This is a genomic window from Kineococcus aurantiacus (genome assembly GCF_013409345.1).
Lineage (GTDB): Bacteria > Actinomycetota > Actinomycetes > Actinomycetales > Kineococcaceae > Kineococcus > Kineococcus aurantiacus.
In genome coordinates this window covers 4,414,760-4,433,585 of the sequence record NZ_JACCBB010000001.1, presented here as the reverse complement: position 1 = coordinate 4,433,585, position 18,826 = coordinate 4,414,760, and the positions used below count along the sequence as shown (strand labels likewise).

Here is an 18,826-nt window from a genome sequence, read left to right as displayed (position 1 = left end):
GGCGTGGACGAGCTCGTGCGCCAGCAGCTGCGTGCCGACCGGTATGCCCGGCCCGGGCGCGTCCGGGCCCAGGTACACGTCGTCCCCGTGCGTGACGGCTCGGGCGTCCAGGGCCTCGGCCAGCTCGGCGGCGAACCAGTCGTGGTGCAGCCGGACGGCGCTGAGGTCGCGTCCCAGGCGGGAGCCGAGCCGGTCGGCGAGCCGAGGGTCCAGGGGCACGCCGGCGGGCGCGGGCAGCCGGACGACGTGGGCGAGGCGCTGCTCGGCCTCGCGCGGACCCGGCCGCGCGGGGCGACCCCGCTCGCCCGGGTCCTGGCGTGCGGCCACTTCGCGCCCGCGGGCACCGCGACCGGCGTCCGCCCGGCTCCGGTCGGAGCGTCCCGGGTCCGGACGCGTGCGGGGGGAGGACCAGGTGCGCTCAGGCACGTCCCACCTCCGCCAGGAGCGCGGCGTGCACAGCCGCCGCCACAGCGCGGCCGGCACGCACCGGTTCGGTCCGCGGGTCACCGACGGCGTCGTGCGGGCCACGAGCCGAGGCGGTGCGGGAGCCGGGCGGGACGCGGCGCCGTGCGAGCCGGGTCAGCTCGTCGACGAACGCCGCGGCGAGGAGGTCGGCGCGCACGGCGCCGTCGGTCTCCACGACGAGGCGCTCGACGGTCACCCGGACGTCACCGCCGCCCGCGCTCACGCCGCCCACCCCGCCAGCTCGCCGGGCGTGAGGGGCTGGTCGAGCTTGGCGTACTCCACCCGGGCCCCGGCCAGGACGTCGGCCATCTGCACCGGGCCGCCCCGCTCGGCGGCGAGGAAGCAGGCGTGGACGGCGACGTTGCGGATGCTGCCGCCGTTGAGCGTGAGCTGCGCCATGCGCACGGGGTCCAGGTCCCCCACGGGAACCGCCGGGCCGAACGCCTGCTCCCACAACAGCCGTCGCTCGCGGGCCGACGGGAAGGGGAAGGAGATGACGAAGCCCAGGCGGCGCAGGAAGGCGTCGTCGAGGTTGCCGCGCAGGTTGGTGGTCAGGACGGCGACACCGCGGTAGGCGTCCATCAGCTGCAGCAGGTGGCTGACCTCGATGTTCGCGTAGCGGTCGTGGCTGTCGCGGACCTCGCTGCGCTTGCCGAACAGCGCGTCGGCCTCGTCGATGAGCAGCAGCGCCCCGCCGGCCTCGGCGGCGTCGAACAACCGGCTGAGGTGCCGCTCCGTCTCGCCGATGTACTTGCTCAGCACGCCGCCGAGGTCGACCCGGTACAGGTCCACCCCGAGCTCCCGTGCGACCACCTCGGCCGCGAAGGACTTGCCGGTGCCGCTCGGCCCGGCGAACAGCGCGCTCACCCCGCCGGTGCGGCCCACGCCCCACCGCTCGTGGACGGTCGCGCGGTGCCGGGCGTGCCGCAGCACGTCCGCGACCTGAGCCCGCTCGCGGTCCGGCAGCACCAGCGCGTCCCACGTCGCCGCCGGCTCCACGCGCTCGGCCAGCCCCACCAGACCGGTCCGCGCGCGGCGGCGGCACTCGGTCCACAGCTCCGCGCCGACGCTGCCCCTGGTGGTCCGGCCACCCGGCTGGCCGCACGGGCGTGGGCTGCCGGCAGCCTCGCCGCCGACCGCATCGCCGACCGCGTCGCCGACGAGGCCGGCTGCCTCCTGGAGGTCGTCGACCGGCAGCCGGAACTGCCCGGCGAGCCGCTCCACCTGCCTGCCCAGACCCGCGGCGCGCGGTCCCAGGGCCGCTCGCCAGAGCTCGACGTTCTCCGCGAGCGTGCGCGGCGGCAGGTCCACGGCGCACCGCGGTGCCGGCAGGTGCGGTCGCGGGGACGCGCTGGACCACACCACACGTGCCCCGGTGTCGGCCAGGCGCGCCGCGAACCGCAGGCCCGTGTCACCGAGGTCGTCGATCTCCAGGACGACGGGGGCACCGGTCAGGCGCTCCTCGCGCACCAGGCGGCGGGCCAGCCCCTGCCGCTCCAGGGAATCGACGGGCAGGTCACGCAGGTGCCACCAGCGGCGGGCGCCGAGCCGGGCGGCGAGCGCCCGGACGAACGCGACCCGGTCCGCGTGCTGCGCTCCGCGCAGGGCCAGCGCCCCACCGGACCACCGCACGGCGGCCTCCTCCAGCAGTTCCCGGTGAGCGTCGGGCAGCAGCTCGCCCGCCGTCACGCCCGGGCCCGCGTCCGGCTCCGAGTCCCAGGTGCTGTCGGTGTCCGCTGCCGGGGAACCGGTGACGGCGCGCACGGACGCCGCAGCGCGAGGGTCGGCGAACTCAGCCAGCCGCTGGTCCACCGGGTCCAGCCCGACCACGGCGAGCATGACCGACTCCTCGACCCGCAGCCGGACGTCCAGCAACCCGCCGGGGTCGAGGTCCACCAGCGCCAGCCCGCGCAGCGGGCCGTCAGGGAGGACGGCGTCCCAGTGCGGCTGGTCGAGGACCCGCAACGCGAGCCCCAGGGTGGGGAACCGCCGTCCCGGGTCGCCGTGCGCGGCGGCGCACAACGCGGCGATCCCCGGGTCCAGCTCGCAGCCGGCGGCCAGGACGAGCACGTCCCGCTCGAACGGCGTCAGCCCGGCGGCTCGTACGACGCCGTCGAGCCCGTCGTCGGTCGGCGCCGGCGCGGTGACGGGGTCGAGCCGCTGGCCGACCGCGAGGGCCAGGGCCGCCCGGACGGCGGCCAGGCGGGCGGCGAGCGAGGGACCGGCGTTCATCTGAGGTCCACCACCGGCTCGGCGTAGACGCCGTTCACCTGACCGAGCTCGGTCTCGACGCCGTCGACCCGGACGCGTGCCAGGTAGTCACCGCGCGGGACGTCGTCGACCCGGAAGGCGATCGTGTCGGTGCTGTCCGCGGCGGCGGCCGCCCGCGACGGCGCCGCGACGGTGGCGGCGTGCGGGACCGCTCCGGCGGCGGCTCCCGTCTGGGTCAGCAGGAGGCGGACGTCCTGCCGCCGGCCGACGTCGGGGCGCAGCCGCACGGTGACGGTGGCCGAGATGCGGGGACCGCTGGGGGTGCCGCCGCTCACCACGATGCTCGGGATTCCCGCTCCCGTGGTGGTGAAGGCGGGTCGCAGGACGAACGGCGCCACGGTCGACTCCACCCCGGGCCGCTCCTCCCCCTCGAAGAGCGCCGGCTGCTGGACCCGCACCGTGTTGACACCGGCTCTCAGCGTCCCGGGCAGCGGGACCCTCACCCGCAGCGGGGTGGATCCGGGCTGCGGGTCCTCGGCCTCCCCGGAGCCGAACAGAGCCCGCGTGCGCGGAGTCAGCAGGCTGGTCCCGACGAGCTCCAGGTGGGTGGTCGTCCCGGCGGTCGCGACCCGCGGCTCGACCGCGGTGATGGTGGGGTGGATCGACGTGGTGACCCCGAGCCGGCTGATCAGGACGGGGGGTCCGGGGGGTGCCACCGGGTCGTCGGCCCGCAGGAGCAGGACGTGCGCGGTGAAGGCGATCGACGGGCGGTAGCGCTCGCCGAAGACCTGCCACAACCGCGACATCTCCTCCGTGGTCAGCGGTTCCATGGACAGCGAGACGAGCTCCTCCTGGCTCTCCAGCTCGGCGGTCGCGAGCAGCGTCAGGTCCGCCGGGGGCGAGCCGGCGAACGTCTGCTGCACGGCCGCCCGGGTGAGGACCCGCGTCCGGTGGATCACCAGCGCCCCGTAGCCGAGCAGGATTTCGCCGTGGAAGTTGTCCTTGCCGTAGGCGCTGAGCAGGTAACCGAGGTCCAGGGCGAGCGGCGGGTTGGCGGTGCGACGCCCGCTCGCCGCGGCGGAGGGCAGCTCGGCGGTGGACCACCCGGTGTTGGGGCGCACCTGGTACATGAACAGGTTGAGGCGGCTCGTCTCCGCCGACTCCGAGATCCGGTCCGGCGGCAGGGCCGACACGGTGATGGGGCCCAGGACGCCGTTGAGCTGCGCCTCGGGGAGAGCGTTCTGCAGCAGGCTCCGGATGACCGCAGTGGTGGCCGCGATCCCCAGGGAGGTCGTCACGAGGGCTCCTCCCGTCGGCGCAGGTACTCCTCCAGGCTCAGGGCGGGCGCGGCGGCGGGCGGCGCGGCCGGGTCACCGTCGCGCGACGCCCGCAGCGGCGGGTGCAGGCGGACCTCGATGCGGCCCACGGTCACGTGCACGGTCGGCGCAGCGGTGGGTGGCGCCGGCCGGTCGGGCGGATCGGGGAGGTCGGGTGGCCCCGCGGGCGCCGGCCGCGGCGTGAGCACGAGCGCGCCCGTCGTCGCGCTCCGCGGCACCTGCGCTACGGCGACGACGCCGTCCGGGACGGTCCCGCCCCGGAGCAGGGCCACGTCGGGCGGGTCGTCGACGGAGACCGGCAGCGGGCCCGGACGTCCGGCGGGCACGATGACCGGCACGGGGGCGAGCACGGGCGGCGGTGGCGTCCGGTGCGGCGGGTGGGGCGTCGTCGGGACCGGTGTCCGAGGCGCCTCGGGTGCGGGGGTGTCGGCGTGCACCGGTGCGGGCGCCGGCTGCTCGCGGGCCGCCGGCGCCGTGGGAGAGGGCCGGAGGACGGGGGCGGCCGGCGGCGGCACGGGCGCGTGGTCGACGCCGGGGTCGGCGCCGAGCTCGCGGTCGGGGTCGGGGAGCGGCCCGGGGTCCTCCAGCACCCGCGCGTCGACCACCGGCGCACCGACGCCGAGGGCGCGGGCGGCGAGGCGGGTGAACAAGTCCGTCACGGCAGGTCCAGGTAGGCACGTCGGCGCTCCTCGCTCAGCGCCAGGATGTCGCCCTCGGACCACCCGTACCGCCGCGCCAGCACGTCCACCTCGCGGAGCAGCCGGCGCCCGACGCCGCTCACCTGGGCCCACACGAGCTCGGGGACGTCGAGGAGCGCGGCCCAGGCGTGCCCGCACTCCGCGCACACGACGCGGACACGGACGTCGACCAGCGGATCGGACTCCTCCAGGCGCCGGCCGACCTCGGCGACGACGTCGTCGGTCAGCACCGCCCCGGCCGGCGTGACGTCGAGGACGCACCGCGCGAGCAGGGCGGCGCGCGCGGCGGCGACCGTCGGCAGGTGGGAGACCGCGAGGAGGTCGGCGGTCGCCGGTGGTCGCACACGCACCACCACGGCGCCGATCGCGACCGTGACGAGAGCGCCGCCACCGGCGAGCGCCCCGGCGGGACCCGGCCCGACGTACCCGGCCCGCAGGTCGTCGACGGGCAGGTGCACCTCGAGCGTCGTGCCGCACGCGGGGCACGTGGCGAGCGCGTCGAGGTCGGGCCCGCGGACGTCGCGCAGGACGACGAGCAGGTCGGCGTCGCGCGCTCCGAGCGGGCGGTCGGGGTCGGCGTCGGCCGGGTCGAGGAGCGCGAGCGCACGCTCGTGCCCGGCGGTGCCCGCCGCCCGCTCCCACGCCGCCAGCACGGCCGAGGCGTGCACGGCGCTACGAGGCCAGCGTGGGCTCAAGCGGCTCGGCCACCTCGGTGTCCCGCTCGAAGCCCTCGTTCTCGATCTTGAGCCGCTCGATCGCGACCGCGTTCGCGTTCGCGTCGAGTTCCGGCGGCTGGTACTCGGAGACCCAGCAGCGGTAGACCTTCCAGGCGACGACGACCTGGCCGGCTTCGTTGTAGAGCTCGATGATGAGGTCCTTGCGGAAGTCCTTCAACGACGTCTCGGCGCCCAGACCGGTGCCGTAGCTCCACACCTTGTTCGTCCAGTCGTGGAACTCCCGGTCGTGGGTGAGGCCCCGCTCGAGGGTCACGGCGTCGTACTCGGTGCGGCCGGGTGTCTTGCGGCTGCTGCTCGGGTCGCCCCCCTCGCGGTGCTTGACCACCTCGGTGGTGCGCTTGAGGCCGCTGACCTTGCTGACCCCCGCCACGTACCGCCCGTCCCACTTCACCCGGAACTTGAAGTTGCGGTACGGGTCGAAGCGCTGAGCGTTCACGCTGAACTGAGCCATGGTTCCTCCTGGGTGCCCCGCACGCTGCTCACTGCTCGGGCGGACGGGTGAGCTGTTGCAGCTGGATGAAGACGAACTCCGCCGGTTTGAGCGGCGCGAAGCCGACGAGGACGTTGACGATCCCGCGGTCGATGTCGGCCTGGGTCGTGGTGTCGGAGTCGCACTTGACCAGGTACGCCTCCCGCGGCGTGCGCCCCTGGAACGCGCCGCGGCGGAACAGCGACTGCATGAACGCGCCGACGTTGAGCCGGATCTGCGACCACAGCCCCTCGTCGTTGGGCTCGAAGACCACCCACCGCAGGCCCTGCCGCAGGCTCTCCTCCAGGTACAGGGCCGTGCGCCGGACGGGCACGTACTTCCACTCGCTGGTCTGCACGTCCGCGCCGAACAGCGTGCGAGCTCCCCAGCTCACGATCCCGTACACCGGCAGCGTCCGGATGACGTTGACGCCCAGCGGGTTGAGGACCGCGCTGTCGTCGTCGTTGAGCCGGGGGCCGGACGGCGTCACGACTGACCGCAGCTGGGTCGCCGTGCCCGCGGGCGCCTTCCACACCCCGCGGTCGGTGTCCGTCCGGGCGATCAGCCCGGCCAGGGTGCCGCTGCTGGCGACGTCGAGCAGTGCACCGTCCCGATCGGGGTCCGGGTCGACGATCTTCAGCCGAGGGAACGCGACGGCGGCGTTGCGGTCCCGGACGTTGTTCTGGTCCAGCCACGCGACCATCCGCTCGGTCGTGTCCACGCCCTGCGGGATGTCCACGAGGTGGAAGCAGCGGTACCGCTCGCAGAACTCGGCCACCTCGCCGGCGACGGCGGCGAGGTTGGGCGTCGACCCGATGGCGTCCTCGTCCAGCGTCGCCGCGGCCGGGATGCACAGGAGGTTGACCACGGCGGGCTCGATCCGCTCCAGCGCCGCGAGCCCCGTCCGGAGCTGGTCCGCGCCGGGTGCGCCGCCGTCGATCCCCTGGCCGAGGGGGATGAAGCCGGTTGCGGCGGCACTGGTCAGGACGGCGGCCGAGGTCACGTCGCCGGCCGTCTCGGCGGGGCGCTCGCCCACGCCGCCGTCGGCCTCGGTGACGGTGATCAGCGACGATGCGGCGGTCACGACGGCCAGGACGTTGCGCGGTCCGCTGGCGGCCATCCGCACGTTCCGGTGCACCTCCGAGGCGACCACGCGGACCCGTCCACCGACCGTCGCGGTGCGCCGCACGACGAGGTTGAACTGCGTGGTGCGGTCGTCCACCCGGTAGTCCACGCCCACCTGGAGGCTGTCGCCCCACTCCCCCGGGCTGATGGCGGACACCACCAGGGTCGGCCCACCAGGTCCCGACCCGCCGGTGTCGAGCGTGGCGGAGGAGGGCTGCGCCGAGTCCGTGGCGACCCGGACGATCCAGGCGACCTGCCCACCGTTGGTGAAGTACTGCATGACGCCGTAGCCGGCTGAGCTCTTCGGGGTGAGCGCACCGAACCGGCGCGTGAACTCGTCGAACCCCCCGACGCGGGTGGCGACACCGACGGGACCTTCGAGGAAGAAGTCGACGAACGCGGTGTCGGAGGTGCTCACCCCCGCGATGGGGTGCACCCCGCTGGGGATCTCCTCGACGTAGACCCCGGGGTAGGTGGGAGTTCGCATCGTCCGTCCCTCAGTTCTCGAGCGTGTTCCAGAAGTCGACGTAGCGCGCGGCCGTGCGGGTCCACGAGTTCGCCTCGCAGTGCTCACGCGCCGCCGTGACGGTCGCGGCCCGGAGCTCGTCGTCGGCGAGCAGGCGCTCGAGCCCGGCGGCCAGGCCGTCGGCGTCGCGGCCGGCACGCACGACGGCGTCGCCGTGGTCGACGAACCAGGTGGTGTCCGAGGTCAGCACGGGCACCCCGGTGGACAGGCCCAGGAGCACCGCCGAGCTCGCCGAGCTGTGCCCGATCTCGTCGTAGTGGAAGACCAGCACGTCGGCCTCCGCGGCGAGCCGTGCGGCGACCTCAGGCAGCGGCAGCCACGCCGAGTCCCACCGCACCGGGACGTCCGCCGGCCACTCGTCCAGGCTCCCCAGGGCGTCGTGCCCGAAGCCGTACATGACGACCTCGCACCCCCGCACGCGACGCAGGGCGTCGGCCAGGCGACGGTGGCCCTTGTGCGCGCCCGGGAACCCGAAGAACCCGACCGTGCGACCGCGCCGCGGCTTGCGCGGGAAGCGCCACGTCTCGCACCCGAGCGGGATGTGGGCGACGGGCATCCGGGGGTGCCGCGCCCGCAGCCGGGCCGCCCCCGTGCTCGACGCCGCCACGAGCGCGTGCACGTGCTTCTCCCACGGCAGCGCCGAGGGCATGACGGTGTGCGCGGTGACCGCGAACCGGACGCCGTGGCGCGAGGCGCGCACGGCGTACCGCTCCACGCGGTCGGCGTCGATGAGCGACGACTCGTGCTGGAGGTGCACCACGTCCCCGGCCGAGCCGATCGGCGGCTCGTCCCGGGTCAGCGCGGCCCCCGGGACGAAGTCGTGCAGGCGCGAGGTGTAGGCGGCGACGCCGCACGCGGTCCCCAGCGAGGTGACCCACAGCGCACGACCGATCCGGCGATGGCGCGGCTCCCCGTGGTGGCCGACGACGTCCAGCACACCGGGACCGACGGTCCAGACGTTCCGGTTGCGCTGCACCCAGGCGGCACCCTCCCGCCCGCGCGCCCGAGCCTCCTCGCGGTGGTCGGCGATCCACCGCAGTCGCTCGACCACCGCGCCGGCGTCGGGGACGGCTCGATGGCCGTATACCCGACCGAGACTGTCCCGCTCGGCGACCCGCCCGGCCGGTGGGACGGCGTGCACGAGCTCGCCCGCGTCGCGGCACACGTCCGCCTGACCTTCGGCGTTCAGCGCGACCACCGACATCCCGGTCGCCAGGCCCTCGACCAGCGGCATGCCGAACCCCTCGTTGCCCAGGGCGAGCAGGATGTCCGCGGACCGGTACCAGTCCGCGATGCCCCGAGTGCGCTCGATCCGGTCGACGTAGGTGATGCGCGGGTCGTCCGGCACGTAGTCCCGGCCCTCGTACCCGCTCTTGAGGACGAGCCGGGCGGTGGCGTCGTCGGCGAAGGCGCGCTTCCACGCCTCGATGGCCAGCGCGGTGTGCTTGCGCTGGTCGTGCGGGCCGACGAGGAGGGTGGTGAGCCCCTCGCGGTCGGGCCGCGGCTCCCAGTGGTAGACCGCCGGGTCGACGCCCAGCGGTACCACGACCAGCGGACTCGTCACCCCGCTGGCCCGGAAGGCGTCGGCCACGAACGTGGAGGGCACCACGACCGCTCGGGCGCCGGCGAGTCGCGGTACCCAGTCCGGCGGGAGCCGGTCGACCTCGTACATCGTCGAGGCGTAGACCTCCCGTCCGGCGAACCGGTCCAGCTGGGGTCCGACCCATGAGTGGTACACGACCGGCCCCTCCGCCGGGGCGGCGCCGAGGAGGTCGAGGAACTCGGGACTCAGACCCGTCCGGTCGATGCCCAACGGGATCGCCCGCACCGCGGCTCCCGTCCGCGCCAACGACAGCGCCAGGTACTCCCCAGTCGCCCCGTACCCCGAGTGGACGTCGAAGCACGCGGCGACGGTCACCGGAGGTCGTGCCGGCACGGTCGGAGCCAGCGGCACCGGCCGACCGGTGCGGATCGCCGTGTAGAAGGGGGCGTCCGCGGCGATCAGCCGGCTCGGCTCGTCGAGCGTCACGGGGCACCAGCGTGGCGCCGAGGGTCGTGGGGCCGCCGTGTTGCGGTCGTGGACGACGGCGACGAGGAGGGTGCGGTCAGCCAGGGCCAGCACCTGAGCCGGATCCAGCCGTTCGAGGAACACCGCGTCCTCACGCAACGAGACGTCGGGGAAGGGCCCTCGTTCCCACACGGCACGCCGGTAGACCAGCGAGCAGCCGGCCACCTCCCGCCGGTCGGGGTCGCCTCGCAGCAGCCAGGCGTCGGCGCGCATCAGCCGGTAGTGGATCACCTCCAGCAACCCGCACAGGTCGGCGCCGGCGTCGAGCATCGTGCGGACCTGAGTGCGCAGGCGGTGCGGGGCGGACCAGTCGTCGTCGTCCCAGTGCGCGATGACCTGCCCCACGGCCGCGCGGCAGGCGATGTTGCGCTTGGCCCCGAGGGACGCGCGCGCATCGAGTCGCACGTACCGGATTCGTGGGTCGTCCGGCAGCAGGTCGCCGATCGCGTCGTACCCGTCGTCGACGACGACCAACTCGGTGTCGGGGTAGTCCTGGCGGAGGAAGTACCGCACCGCCTGGCCGACGAACCGCCGCCGGTCGCAGGTCGGCATGATGCAGCTGACCCGGGGGAGGTCCTCGTCGGTGCCGCCCTGTGCGACGGCCCTGGCGTCGCGCGGGTCGTCCCTCACGGCGACCGGCGTGTCCGGGACCGGGCCGGTCACGTCGGGTCCTCGGCCGCCTGGCGCACGGCTGCGCACAGGCCCGCCCCGCTCACCTGCTCGAGCGGCCGCACGCACGGGCACCAGGAGTGCAGCCACGCGCTGCGGGCATCGGACGAGACGACCACCAGACCGCGGGGCCGCCCGTGGCGCAGCAGCGCCGACGTCCGGTCGTACGACTCCGGGTCCGGTCCGCTGACGACCAGGAGATCGAGGTCGGCCTCGAGCACGTGGGCCAGGTCGGTGCTTTCCGCGACCACTTCGATGGACACGTCACCGTCGCAGGAGAGCGCGTCCCGCACGACGTCGGCGAGCAGGAGGGGCATGTCCACGAGCGCAACCCGGATGGTCACCGATCCAGTCTGGCGAGACTCCCGCTCGGGGAGAATGGAGCGGACGATCCATCGACCGCAGGGAGGGGGACTAGGACCTGTCGGCGCTCAGCCACCAGGCCGGCATCGTGTCGCGGCCGGTCGGCAGGGTTCCCGCTGCGGTTCCGACCTTCCCCCTCCCGGTCACCGGACCGGCAGGAGCCCGCCCGCGCTCCCCTGCGCCACCGTTCCCGGGCCCGCCTCGCGACGACCCGCTCGCCACGCCTCGCATCAGGGCGACAGCCTGACCCCGCCGGGAGACACCCAGCTTGGCCAGGATGTTGTGCACGTGGTTCTTCACCGTGCGGAGCTCGATGAAGAGTCGGTCGGCGATCTCCTGGTTCGACAAGCCGTGGTCCATGAGTCGAAGGACCTGGTCCTCCCGGTCGGTGAGGACCGGTACCCGCGGCGCGCGCTCGTCGGCCAGCGCGGCGAGCCGACGCATGAGAGCCGCAGACGTGTGCGGTGAGACGACGCTCTCCCCGTTCAGGACGCTGCGCACGACTGTCATGAGGTGCGCGAAGGACTGGCTGCGGAGCACGTACCCGGCCACGCCCGATTCGACGCAGGCGATGATCTCGCTGTCGCTGTCCGCGACGCCGATGGCCACCGTGTGGGTGGTCGGGGCGCGCCTGCGGATGGCACTCACCAGTTCCAGGCTCCCTGGCGTCGAGATGCTGACGAGGACGAGGTCGACGCCCCTCCCCTCCAGCACTGCATCGGCGTCGTGCTGGTCCGACGCGGCGAGGACGCCCGCCACGTCGGGCTCCTTGCCGAGCATCGAGACCAGCCCTTGGCGGTAGAGGCAACAGTCGTCGACGACGAGCAACCCGATGTGCCCGCTGGTCGAGGTCGGCGCCCCCTGCGGACGCCCCGTGTCGCCTTTCCGATCGTCCATCGCGACTCCCGTTGTCGGCACGCGGATCGTCGACGCCGCATCAGCGGCACCAGTCAGGTTGCCGTGACGGTTCGGCGTGTCGCAATGCCCGGAGTGCCCGGCGTTCACGCCGAGGGAGCCCGTCGCTCCCGGCACGACAGCGGCTGCGCCTCGGTCGTCTCGGGGCTCGCGAGCACGGTGGCGCTGGTGGTGCTCGTCAGGTCGGCACGAGGCCTCGGTCCTGGGCAGGCTGCCGGCCGACGCTGCAGGGGCCCGTCCAGGGGCCACCAGTTGCCGGAGCAGGCGCAGCACGGGGTAGGTCCGCTGAAAGCGCTGAGCGCTCGGCAGAGCCGTCGGGGTCCCGCCTCAGCACGCCGATGTCGTCGCTGCCCACCGGGCCGGGTGAGGTCGTGAACGCCACACCACCGGGCGCTCCGACGTGGCGCTCAAGGGGTGTCTGCCGGGTCAGCGCAGCCAGCACCTGATGACGGCAGAGGTGCGCCACGGCAAAGGCTGACGCGGTGCAGCGCCTGCCAGCGGCTCTTCAGGTGGGCGATGCCGTGCTCGACGAAGGCGCGCGCGAAGTTCACGTACGGGTTCCACCCCCGCCTACTTCGATCCAGGACCTGCCCACCTCAGGGTGGTGACGGACAGGGACGCGGATGCCGGCGCCGGCGCCGGTGCAGGCCTCGTCGGCCAGCGTCGGGACGTCGCGGTTGACGGCGACGCGGAGCAGTGGCAAGGCGTGCGAGCGCGGCGTTCAGGTCACGGGTGCAGCCCGGCTCGACCGGTGGGACCCACAACGGCCGCCCGTCGGCGTCGGTGGCGGTGCGGTGCTTCCAGGACGACGCCCTGCTGAAGTCCGTGCTCGGCGAGCCGGGCCGTGGACAGGTCCTCGTCGTCGACGGCGGCGGCTCCCTGCACACCGCGTTGATGGGCGACGTGATCGCCCGGATCGCCGTCGACCACGAGTGGGCCGGGATCGTCATCCACGGCGCGGTCCGCGACGTCGCGGTGCTGGCCGGCGTCCCCCTGGGCATCGAGGCGCTGGGGTCCAACCCGCGCAAGAGCACCAAGACCGGCGCGGGTGAATGCGGCGTGCCCGTGGAGTTCGGCGGCTGCACCTTCTCCCCGGGGACCGGCTGTGGGCCAACGAGGACGGCGTCGTCCTGTCCGCTTGAGTCGACGGCCGGTCTCCTGGCCGGCCCACCGGACGGGCGCTCCAGCCTGGCTACGCCATGTCCGGGCAGGCCGCAGCAGGCCGTTCCCCCGGGAAGTTCCGCCAGGACGTGACTGGTGGAGCCCGCATCCCCGGCGTCGCGGGATCCTGCCTGGGCCGCCGGCGGGACCACCCCGGCCACTGGCCCGTGGCCTCCCCGATGGAGTTCCCGTCGCAGCGACTCGTCGGGTGCCGGGTTGTCCGAGCGGGCCCTCCTCGGCGCGCACCGAGGGCGAAGGGTCGAGACCGTGCTGATGACGACGCGGCGAAGCCCTCACAGCAGAAGAAGAACTTCCTGCACCGCGGACGCTGGTTAAGCCGGGAAGAGCGGCGGCTGAGCGCTGGTGACCCGGATCGAACGGACCCGCCCACCGAGGTCGTCGAGCCCCGGGGCACGCCAGGTGGCCGCCACCTCACCGGGTCCACGACGACCACCAGCTCGTTCAAGGGACACTCTCGGGCTACATCTGCTCCGATGAGCCAACTTCTCTCACAGCGGCGCGGGGCCCTGTTCGCCCGGAACTTCTCGGCCCCGGCACTCACCGTGGTGTGGAGGCGGGGCCTCCGGAGCCGGGCTACGTCGACGATCGGGTCGACGGGGTCGAGGAGCCAGGACCACCCACCCGAACGGTGCGGGGTCCTCCCCGGGGGGGCGGGTGAACTCCTGCTCGCCGCGGACGACCAGGGCAGGACCGTGCTCGCATTCGCATCTGTCGCCCGCGTCCGCGCTCGCAGCTCGGCGGACCGCTGCTTCGTCATCACCGCACAGCCTTCCCGGACACTCCGGCTGAGGACACGGGCGAACAAGTGGCCCGCTGCAGCCGCAGGGCGTGCACGGTCTCGTCGTCGATGGCGATGACGTGGGCCCGGCCGCCCTCGAGGCTGCTCAGGACCGGCACCCCCGTCCGCCGCGGCGGCGCTCCCCCAGGCTGTGCCGCAGCGCGAGGGTGCCGCGCCGGAGGTCGATGCCGGCCCCGTGCAGCCCGAACGCCTCACCGCGGCGGATTCAGGTGGACGCTAGGACCCGCCACAGCTGGTGAGTAGTGGTCGTCGCGGACGACGTGCAGGAAGTGCGCGAGCTCGGCGGCGCTCCGGACCACGCGGTCCAGCCGGTTCAGCTGCGCGGGAGTGATGTCGGTCAGCAACAGCTGGCTCAGGTGCGGGGTGATGTGCAGGCGGACCAGTCGTGCATACCCGGACAGGGTCTGCGGCTCGTGCCGGGAGTGCTGCTGCAGGTAGGTGGCCAGGTGTCCGCCAGAGTCAGGCGGGTGGGGGGCGACGAAGGTGCGGTTGTCGTCCACGGCCGCTCGCCGCGTCGGTCGAGGGTCGTGCGCTCCCGTCTCGGAAGTGGTGTGGTCCGTCGGGTCGTCGTGGTCCGACTCGTAGCTGATGGGCGAGGAGATGCCGTCCACAGTGGTTCTCGACGAGGTCGTCCTCCGGGCGTTCCGGGTACAACCAAGGATCCCCACCTAGCCCAGACCGCCGTCGTACCCGCAGTTGCCCCACGGGCGTCGGAAGGATCGGGACCGGGAACGAAAAAGGCCCCGACCGGCACGGGTGCCGATCAGAGCCTGTCTCGTCGCTGTCTCAACGAGTGTCCGAGGGGGGACTTGAACCCCCACCCACTATACGTGGACTAGCACCTCAAGCTAGCGCGTCTGCCTATTCCGCCACCCGGACGAGTGGTGCTCACCTAGGCCTTTCGGCCCGTGCGAACGAGGAAAACCCTAGCACGCACGGGAGGTCGCCCCGGCCACCGCTGCGCGCGCACCGCTGCTCCGCTCGGGCGACGCCGCGTCGGGTCGGTGGGGGCGGGTGCCGATGCACCGGCTGTGAGTCACGCCCTCCTCGAAGCGCGCCCGTCCCGCGACCCGTCCCTGCTGGCCCGTTCCCTCGTCGAGGGGATCGAGCGGGTCGTGCGCGGTCGCCGCCAAGCCGTCGAACTGCTCGTCACGGCGGTGCTGGCCCGTGGTCACGTGCTGGTCGAGGACGTGCCCGGCAGCGGCAAGACGACGCTGGCGACGGCGTTCGCGGCGTCGCTGGGGGCGCAGTGCTCCCGCGTGCAGGCGACGGCGGACCTGCTGCCGGCGGACGTGACGGGTTCGGGGGTGTGGGACCCGGCCACGGGCGGGTTCCGGTTCGTGCCGGGGCCGGTGTTCGCGCCGGTGCTGCTCGTGGACGAGCTGAACCGGACGTCGCCGCGCACGCAGTCGGCGTTCCTGGAGGCCATGGAGGAGCGAGCGGTCACGGTCGACGGCGTGCGCCACGCCCTGCCGGACCCGTTCGTGCTGGTCGCGACGCAGAACCCCGTGGAGCAGCACGGGACGTACCCGCTGCCGGAGGGTCAGCTGGACCGGTTCGCGGTGCGCCTGGTGCTGGGGCCGCTGGCCGAGGACGTCGAGCGGCAGGTGCTGCGCGAGCAGCTGGCCGGCAACCGCCCCGAGCGGCTGACGCCGGTGCTGGACCTGGCCGACCTGGTCGCGGTGCAGGAGGCGACCGCGCGCGTCCACGTGGCCGACGCGACGCTGGACCTGGCGCTGCGGCTCTGCCGCGCGACCCGCACCGACCCGCGGGTCCTGCTGGGTGCGGGCACCCGCGCGGCGCTGACGCTGGTGCGGTGCGCCCAGGGGCGCGCGCTGCTGGCCGGCCGCGACCACGTGCTGCCCGAGGACGTGCAGGCCCTGGTGGTCCCGGTGCTGGCGCACCGCCTGGTGCCCGGGGACGGGCTCGCCCTGGCCGAGGACGGCGGGGCGGCGGCGCGGACCCTCACGCAGGAGCGGCTGGCGGCCGGTCTGGTCCAGGCCGTGCCGGTGGACCTGCGCCGGTGACCGCACCGGTGACCGCACCGGTCGTCGATCCGGTGGTCGGCCGGGTGGCCGCGCCGGCCGAGCACCTGCTGACCGACCCGGTGACCGACCTGCCCGGCGGGGCGAGCGTGCGGTTCCGCCCGATCCTGCTGGTGACGTCGGGCCCGGCGCTGCTGCTGCTGTCCTTCGGGGTCGGCAACCCCTGGCTGACCCTGGCCGGCTGCGTCCTGGTCGCGGCCGTGCTGCTGGCCGTGGTGACGGCGCCGCCGTTCGCGCACCTGGCCGTCTCGGTGGGCGTGCCCTCCCGGGCCCGTGTCGGCGAGGCCGTCGTCCACGCCGTGCGGGTGCGCAACACCTCCGCCCGGTCCTGCCCCCCGGTGGTGCTGCACCTGCACGGCGACGCGTTCGCGGCCGTGCACGTGGGCCTGCCGCGCCTGGGCGCCGGTGAGGCCGTGGAGCTGGCGGTGCCGCGCACCGCCGTCGCCCGCGGTGCCAGCGCCGGGCCGCTGGCCGTCGTGCAGGCCGCGGACGCGCTGGGCCTGCTGCTGCAGCGGCGCAGCGCGCGCGTGGCCGCGCCGGTCCTGGTGCACCCCGCCCCCACCCGTCCCCCGGCGCTGCCGGTCCCCCCGTCCGCCCGCGGCGTGGAGGACCTCGCCGGGGTGCGCCCGTTCCGGGCGGGCGACCCCGCCTCGGCCGTGCACTGGCGCGCCTCGGCGCGGCGGGGGCCGTTGTCGGCCCCGGCCGGTCCCTCGCTCGTCCCCTCGCTCGTCGTGGTCGAGCGCGAGGCCGAGGTGCGGGGGCTGCTGGTCCTGCTCCTGGACCCGGTCCCCGGGCTGGGCGAGGAGGGTTTCGAGGCGCTGCTGGCGTCGGCGAGCGCCCTGGTGCTCGCCGAGCGCGGCGCGGGCCGCCGGGTGGCGGTGCTGGACGCCGGGGGGCGGGCCGCGGAGGGGCTGGCGGCGCTGGACGTGCTGGCGGCCGCCGAGCGCGGTGCGGTGGCGCGGCCGGAGCTCGCGGTGCGGGCGGCGGGTCGTGACGGCCGGGTGCTGGTGGGGGACGGTCAGCGCTGGAGGTACCTGTCGTGAGCGCGCAGGAGCGCACCGGGTCCGAGCGCACCGGGGAGGCCGGGGACCTGCTGGCCACGCACGTCGCGTCGGGGCTGGCCGCGGCGTGCGCGGCGGTGGCCGTCGTGGCCGCGGTGCTGGGGCTCGTCGTGACGGACGGGGTGCCCGGCGGGGCGGTCGTGACGACCGCCGCGGCGGTGCTCGCGGCGGTCGCGCTGCAGCGGCTGCGGGGGGACTCGCGGGGGGACTCGCACGGGCAGCTGCGCGGGGTGCTGCAGGGGGTCGGCGTCCTCGGGGCGCTGGCGACGCTGGCGTGGTCCCCGCAGGTCGTGGCCGACCGCGGTGCGCTGGGGATCTGGCCGGTGCTGGCGAGCGCCGTGGCGGTGCGCCAGTTCGCGGTGGCCCGCACGGCGCGGGAGGTGCGCGCGGTGCTGGGGCTGGCGGTCCTGGTGACGGTGGCGGCCGCGGGGGTCTCCCCCACGAACGCCCTGGTGGGGCCCGCGGTGCTGGTCTCGGTGGCGGCACTGGCGGGCACGGCCTCCTCGGTGCCGCACCGGCCCGCCGACCGCGTCCAGGTGCGCCGCACGGTCCTCGGCGTGTCGGCGGCCTCGACGGCCGCGCTGGTGCTGTTCCTGCTCGTGCCGACCCCCCAGGGCGGACGGGCCCTGGGGTCGGCGGAGCTGGCGGCGTCGGCCCGCGCCCTGGGCGCGGACGGGGCGCCGGGGGACCTGGGGGCCGCCGACCGCTCGGCGCAGGCGTACGCGGGCGGCACGCTCGACACGTCCGCGCGCGGTGAGCTGCCGGACACGCCGCTGCTGTCGGTGCCGGTGGGCTCGCCGGAGCTGTGGCGCTCGGCGGTCCTGGACGCCTACGACGGGCGCACGTGGACGGCGACGTCGCCGGCGACGCCCTGGACGGCGCGCGCGGGGGCCACGCGCTGGAGCACCCCCGTGCCGGACGGCGCCTCGCGCGACGAGCGCACCGACGCGGTGCAGCCCCTGGCCGACTACCCGGCGCTGGCGGCGCCGGGCCTCCCGGTCGGCGTCGCGACGACGGCCGGGGTCCGGGCGGACGCGGCCGTGACGCACCTGACGCCGGCGGGCACCACCTACGAGATCACCTCACGGGTGGTGCCCTCGGTGGACGACGAGGGGCTGCGGGCGGTGGGCTCGGTGGGCCCGGTGGACGCGCAGCGGTGGTCCCAGCTGCCGGTCTCGGTGCCGGCGCGCGTGCGGGACCTGGGGGTGCGGCTGGCCGCGGGCGGCGACGCGGTGACCGCGACGCGGGCCGTGGCGGCGTACCTGCGCGCGAACGCGCGGTACTCGGTGGACTCGCCGGTGCCGGCCCCGGGCCGGGACGCGGTGGACGCGTTCCTGTTCACCGACCGCGTGGGCTTCTGCGAGCAGTTCGCGGCCGCCGAGGTCGTGCTGCTGCGCTCGGCGGGGTTCCCCGCGCGGCTGGTGACGGGTCTGGCCGGGGGCACCGAGAGCGGCGGGAGCCGGGTGCTGCGCGCCGAGGACGCCCACGCGTGGGTGGAGGTGTGGGTGCCGGGCACGGGATGGGTGTCTTCGGACCCGACGGCGGGCACGGCGGCGGCCGGGTCGGGGGCCGGGTCCTCGGCGTGGGCGCGGCTGTGGTCGTGGGTGCAGTCCGCGGGAGCCGCGGTGCTGGCCGGGCCGGGGCTGCGGTACGGCCTGGCCGGTGCGCTGCTGGTCGTCGCCGCGCTGGCGTGGTGGCTGGCGTGGTGGCTGGTGCGGCGGGCGGGCCGGGACGCGGCGGCGGTGCCGGTGGCCGCGGCGGAGCGGCGCGCCGACCCGGCGGTCGCGGCGCTGCTGCTGGCGGTGCGGCGCTGGGACGCGGCGGTGCCGGTGCCGTGGCGGCGCGGGGCGGCCGAGGGCGTCTCGGCGTGGCGGGACCGGCTGGTCGCGGCGGGCCCGCAGGGCCCGGCGGGTGCGCTGGGAGGGGCGTGGGACGCGGTGCCGGGCGCCCTGGCCGTGGTGGAACGCGCCTGCTACGGGCGCGAGCTGCCCCCGCGGGCGGAACTGGACGGGGCGCGGGCGGCGTTGGAGGCTGCGTCGTCCGCGGTGCTGGCGCTGCGGGCGGGTGCAGGGGCGGGTGGGGCGGGCGAGGCCCGGTGAGCGGATCGTTCGTCGGCGGTTAACCTGAGTTCCCGCCCGCGCGGCCAACGATGAGAT

General features: G+C 75.4%; 14 protein-coding genes, 1 tRNA gene and 2 pseudogenes. 4 read left to right on the top strand and 13 right to left on the bottom strand.

Annotated features, from left to right (window positions below):
- Positions 1-12: 12 nt before the first annotated feature.
- The 11 genes and pseudogenes from BJ968_RS27195 to BJ968_RS21115 all read right to left on the bottom strand — a co-directional run.
- Positions 13-219, bottom strand: a pseudogene (locus tag BJ968_RS27195) (eCIS core domain-containing protein); the annotation flags it as partial.
- A 199-nt stretch (positions 220-418) separates the two neighbouring features.
- Positions 419-688, bottom strand: a complete 270-nt coding sequence (locus BJ968_RS21160; protein ID WP_179755205.1) for a hypothetical protein — start codon at positions 686-688, stop codon at positions 419-421.
- Complete coding sequence (locus BJ968_RS21155) at positions 685-2,697, bottom strand: AAA family ATPase (RefSeq protein ID WP_179755203.1); 2,013 nt, start codon at positions 2,695-2,697, stop codon at positions 685-687. Before BJ968_RS21155 ends, BJ968_RS21160 begins: the two co-directional genes overlap by 4 nt.
- The gene (locus BJ968_RS21150; protein ID WP_179755201.1) at positions 2,694-3,974 is read right to left on the bottom strand and encodes a Pvc16 family protein; all 1,281 of its coding nucleotides are present in this window, start codon (positions 3,972-3,974) and stop codon (positions 2,694-2,696) included. The genes BJ968_RS21155 and BJ968_RS21150 overlap by 4 nt, the downstream gene beginning before the upstream one ends.
- The gene (locus BJ968_RS21145; protein ID WP_179755199.1) at positions 3,971-4,672 is read right to left on the bottom strand and encodes a hypothetical protein; all 702 of its coding nucleotides are present in this window, start codon (positions 4,670-4,672) and stop codon (positions 3,971-3,973) included. The genes BJ968_RS21150 and BJ968_RS21145 overlap by 4 nt, the downstream gene beginning before the upstream one ends.
- Positions 4,669-5,406 carry a hypothetical protein gene (locus tag BJ968_RS21140; RefSeq protein ID WP_179755197.1) on the bottom strand — a complete coding sequence of 246 codons (738 nt, stop codon included), beginning with the start codon at positions 5,404-5,406 and terminating at the stop codon, positions 4,669-4,671. The genes BJ968_RS21145 and BJ968_RS21140 overlap by 4 nt, the downstream gene beginning before the upstream one ends.
- Positions 5,384-5,899 (bottom strand): phage tail protein, encoded by a 516-nt coding sequence (locus BJ968_RS21135; RefSeq protein ID WP_179755195.1) that lies wholly within the window; start codon positions 5,897-5,899, stop codon positions 5,384-5,386. The genes BJ968_RS21140 and BJ968_RS21135 overlap by 23 nt, the downstream gene beginning before the upstream one ends.
- Before the next feature lie 28 nt (positions 5,900-5,927).
- The gene (locus BJ968_RS21130) at positions 5,928-7,529 is read right to left on the bottom strand and encodes a phage tail sheath family protein (RefSeq protein ID WP_179755193.1); all 1,602 of its coding nucleotides are present in this window, start codon (positions 7,527-7,529) and stop codon (positions 5,928-5,930) included.
- Positions 7,530-7,539: 10 nt separating this feature from the next.
- The gene (locus tag BJ968_RS21125; protein ID WP_179755191.1) at positions 7,540-10,299 is read right to left on the bottom strand and encodes a glycosyltransferase; all 2,760 of its coding nucleotides are present in this window, start codon (positions 10,297-10,299) and stop codon (positions 7,540-7,542) included.
- Positions 10,296-10,649, bottom strand: coding sequence for a hypothetical protein (locus tag BJ968_RS21120; protein WP_179755189.1), 354 nt, complete (start codon positions 10,647-10,649; stop codon positions 10,296-10,298). The genes BJ968_RS21125 and BJ968_RS21120 overlap by 4 nt, the downstream gene beginning before the upstream one ends.
- Positions 10,650-10,719: 70 nt before the next feature.
- The gene (locus tag BJ968_RS21115) at positions 10,720-11,673 is read right to left on the bottom strand and encodes a LuxR C-terminal-related transcriptional regulator (RefSeq protein ID WP_179755187.1); all 954 of its coding nucleotides are present in this window, start codon (positions 11,671-11,673) and stop codon (positions 10,720-10,722) included.
- Between the two features lie 699 nt (positions 11,674-12,372).
- Between BJ968_RS21115 and rraA the strand changes: the two are divergent.
- A pseudogene (rraA, locus tag BJ968_RS21110) lies at positions 12,373-12,725 on the top strand (ribonuclease E activity regulator RraA); the annotation flags it as partial.
- Positions 12,726-13,755: 1,030 nt separating this feature from the next.
- Here the strand turns inward: rraA and BJ968_RS21105 are convergent.
- Both BJ968_RS21105 and BJ968_RS21100 read right to left on the bottom strand, forming a co-directional pair.
- Positions 13,756-14,064: a hypothetical protein gene (locus tag BJ968_RS21105; protein WP_179755185.1), complete on the bottom strand. Its 309-nt coding sequence runs from the start codon at positions 14,062-14,064 to the stop codon at positions 13,756-13,758.
- 294 nt (positions 14,065-14,358) lie between these two features.
- A tRNA-Leu gene (locus tag BJ968_RS21100) sits at positions 14,359-14,443 on the bottom strand.
- A gap of 152 nt (positions 14,444-14,595) precedes the next feature.
- Between BJ968_RS21100 and BJ968_RS26005 the strand changes: the two genes are divergently transcribed.
- From BJ968_RS26005 to BJ968_RS21085, 3 genes are read left to right on the top strand one after another with little or no spacing between them, the layout of a single operon-like run.
- Entirely contained in the window at positions 14,596-15,591 is a 996-nt protein-coding gene (locus BJ968_RS26005) for an AAA family ATPase (RefSeq protein WP_343078195.1), read from the top strand.
- On the top strand, positions 15,588-16,652 hold the full coding sequence (locus tag BJ968_RS27010; RefSeq protein WP_179755181.1) for a DUF58 domain-containing protein: 1,065 nt from the start codon (positions 15,588-15,590) through the stop codon (positions 16,650-16,652). Before BJ968_RS26005 ends, BJ968_RS27010 begins: the two co-directional genes overlap by 4 nt.
- On the top strand, positions 16,649-18,769 hold the full coding sequence (locus BJ968_RS21085) for a transglutaminaseTgpA domain-containing protein (protein ID WP_179755179.1): 2,121 nt from the start codon (positions 16,649-16,651) through the stop codon (positions 18,767-18,769). Before BJ968_RS27010 ends, BJ968_RS21085 begins: the two co-directional genes overlap by 4 nt.
- Positions 18,770-18,826: the final 57 nt, after the last annotated feature.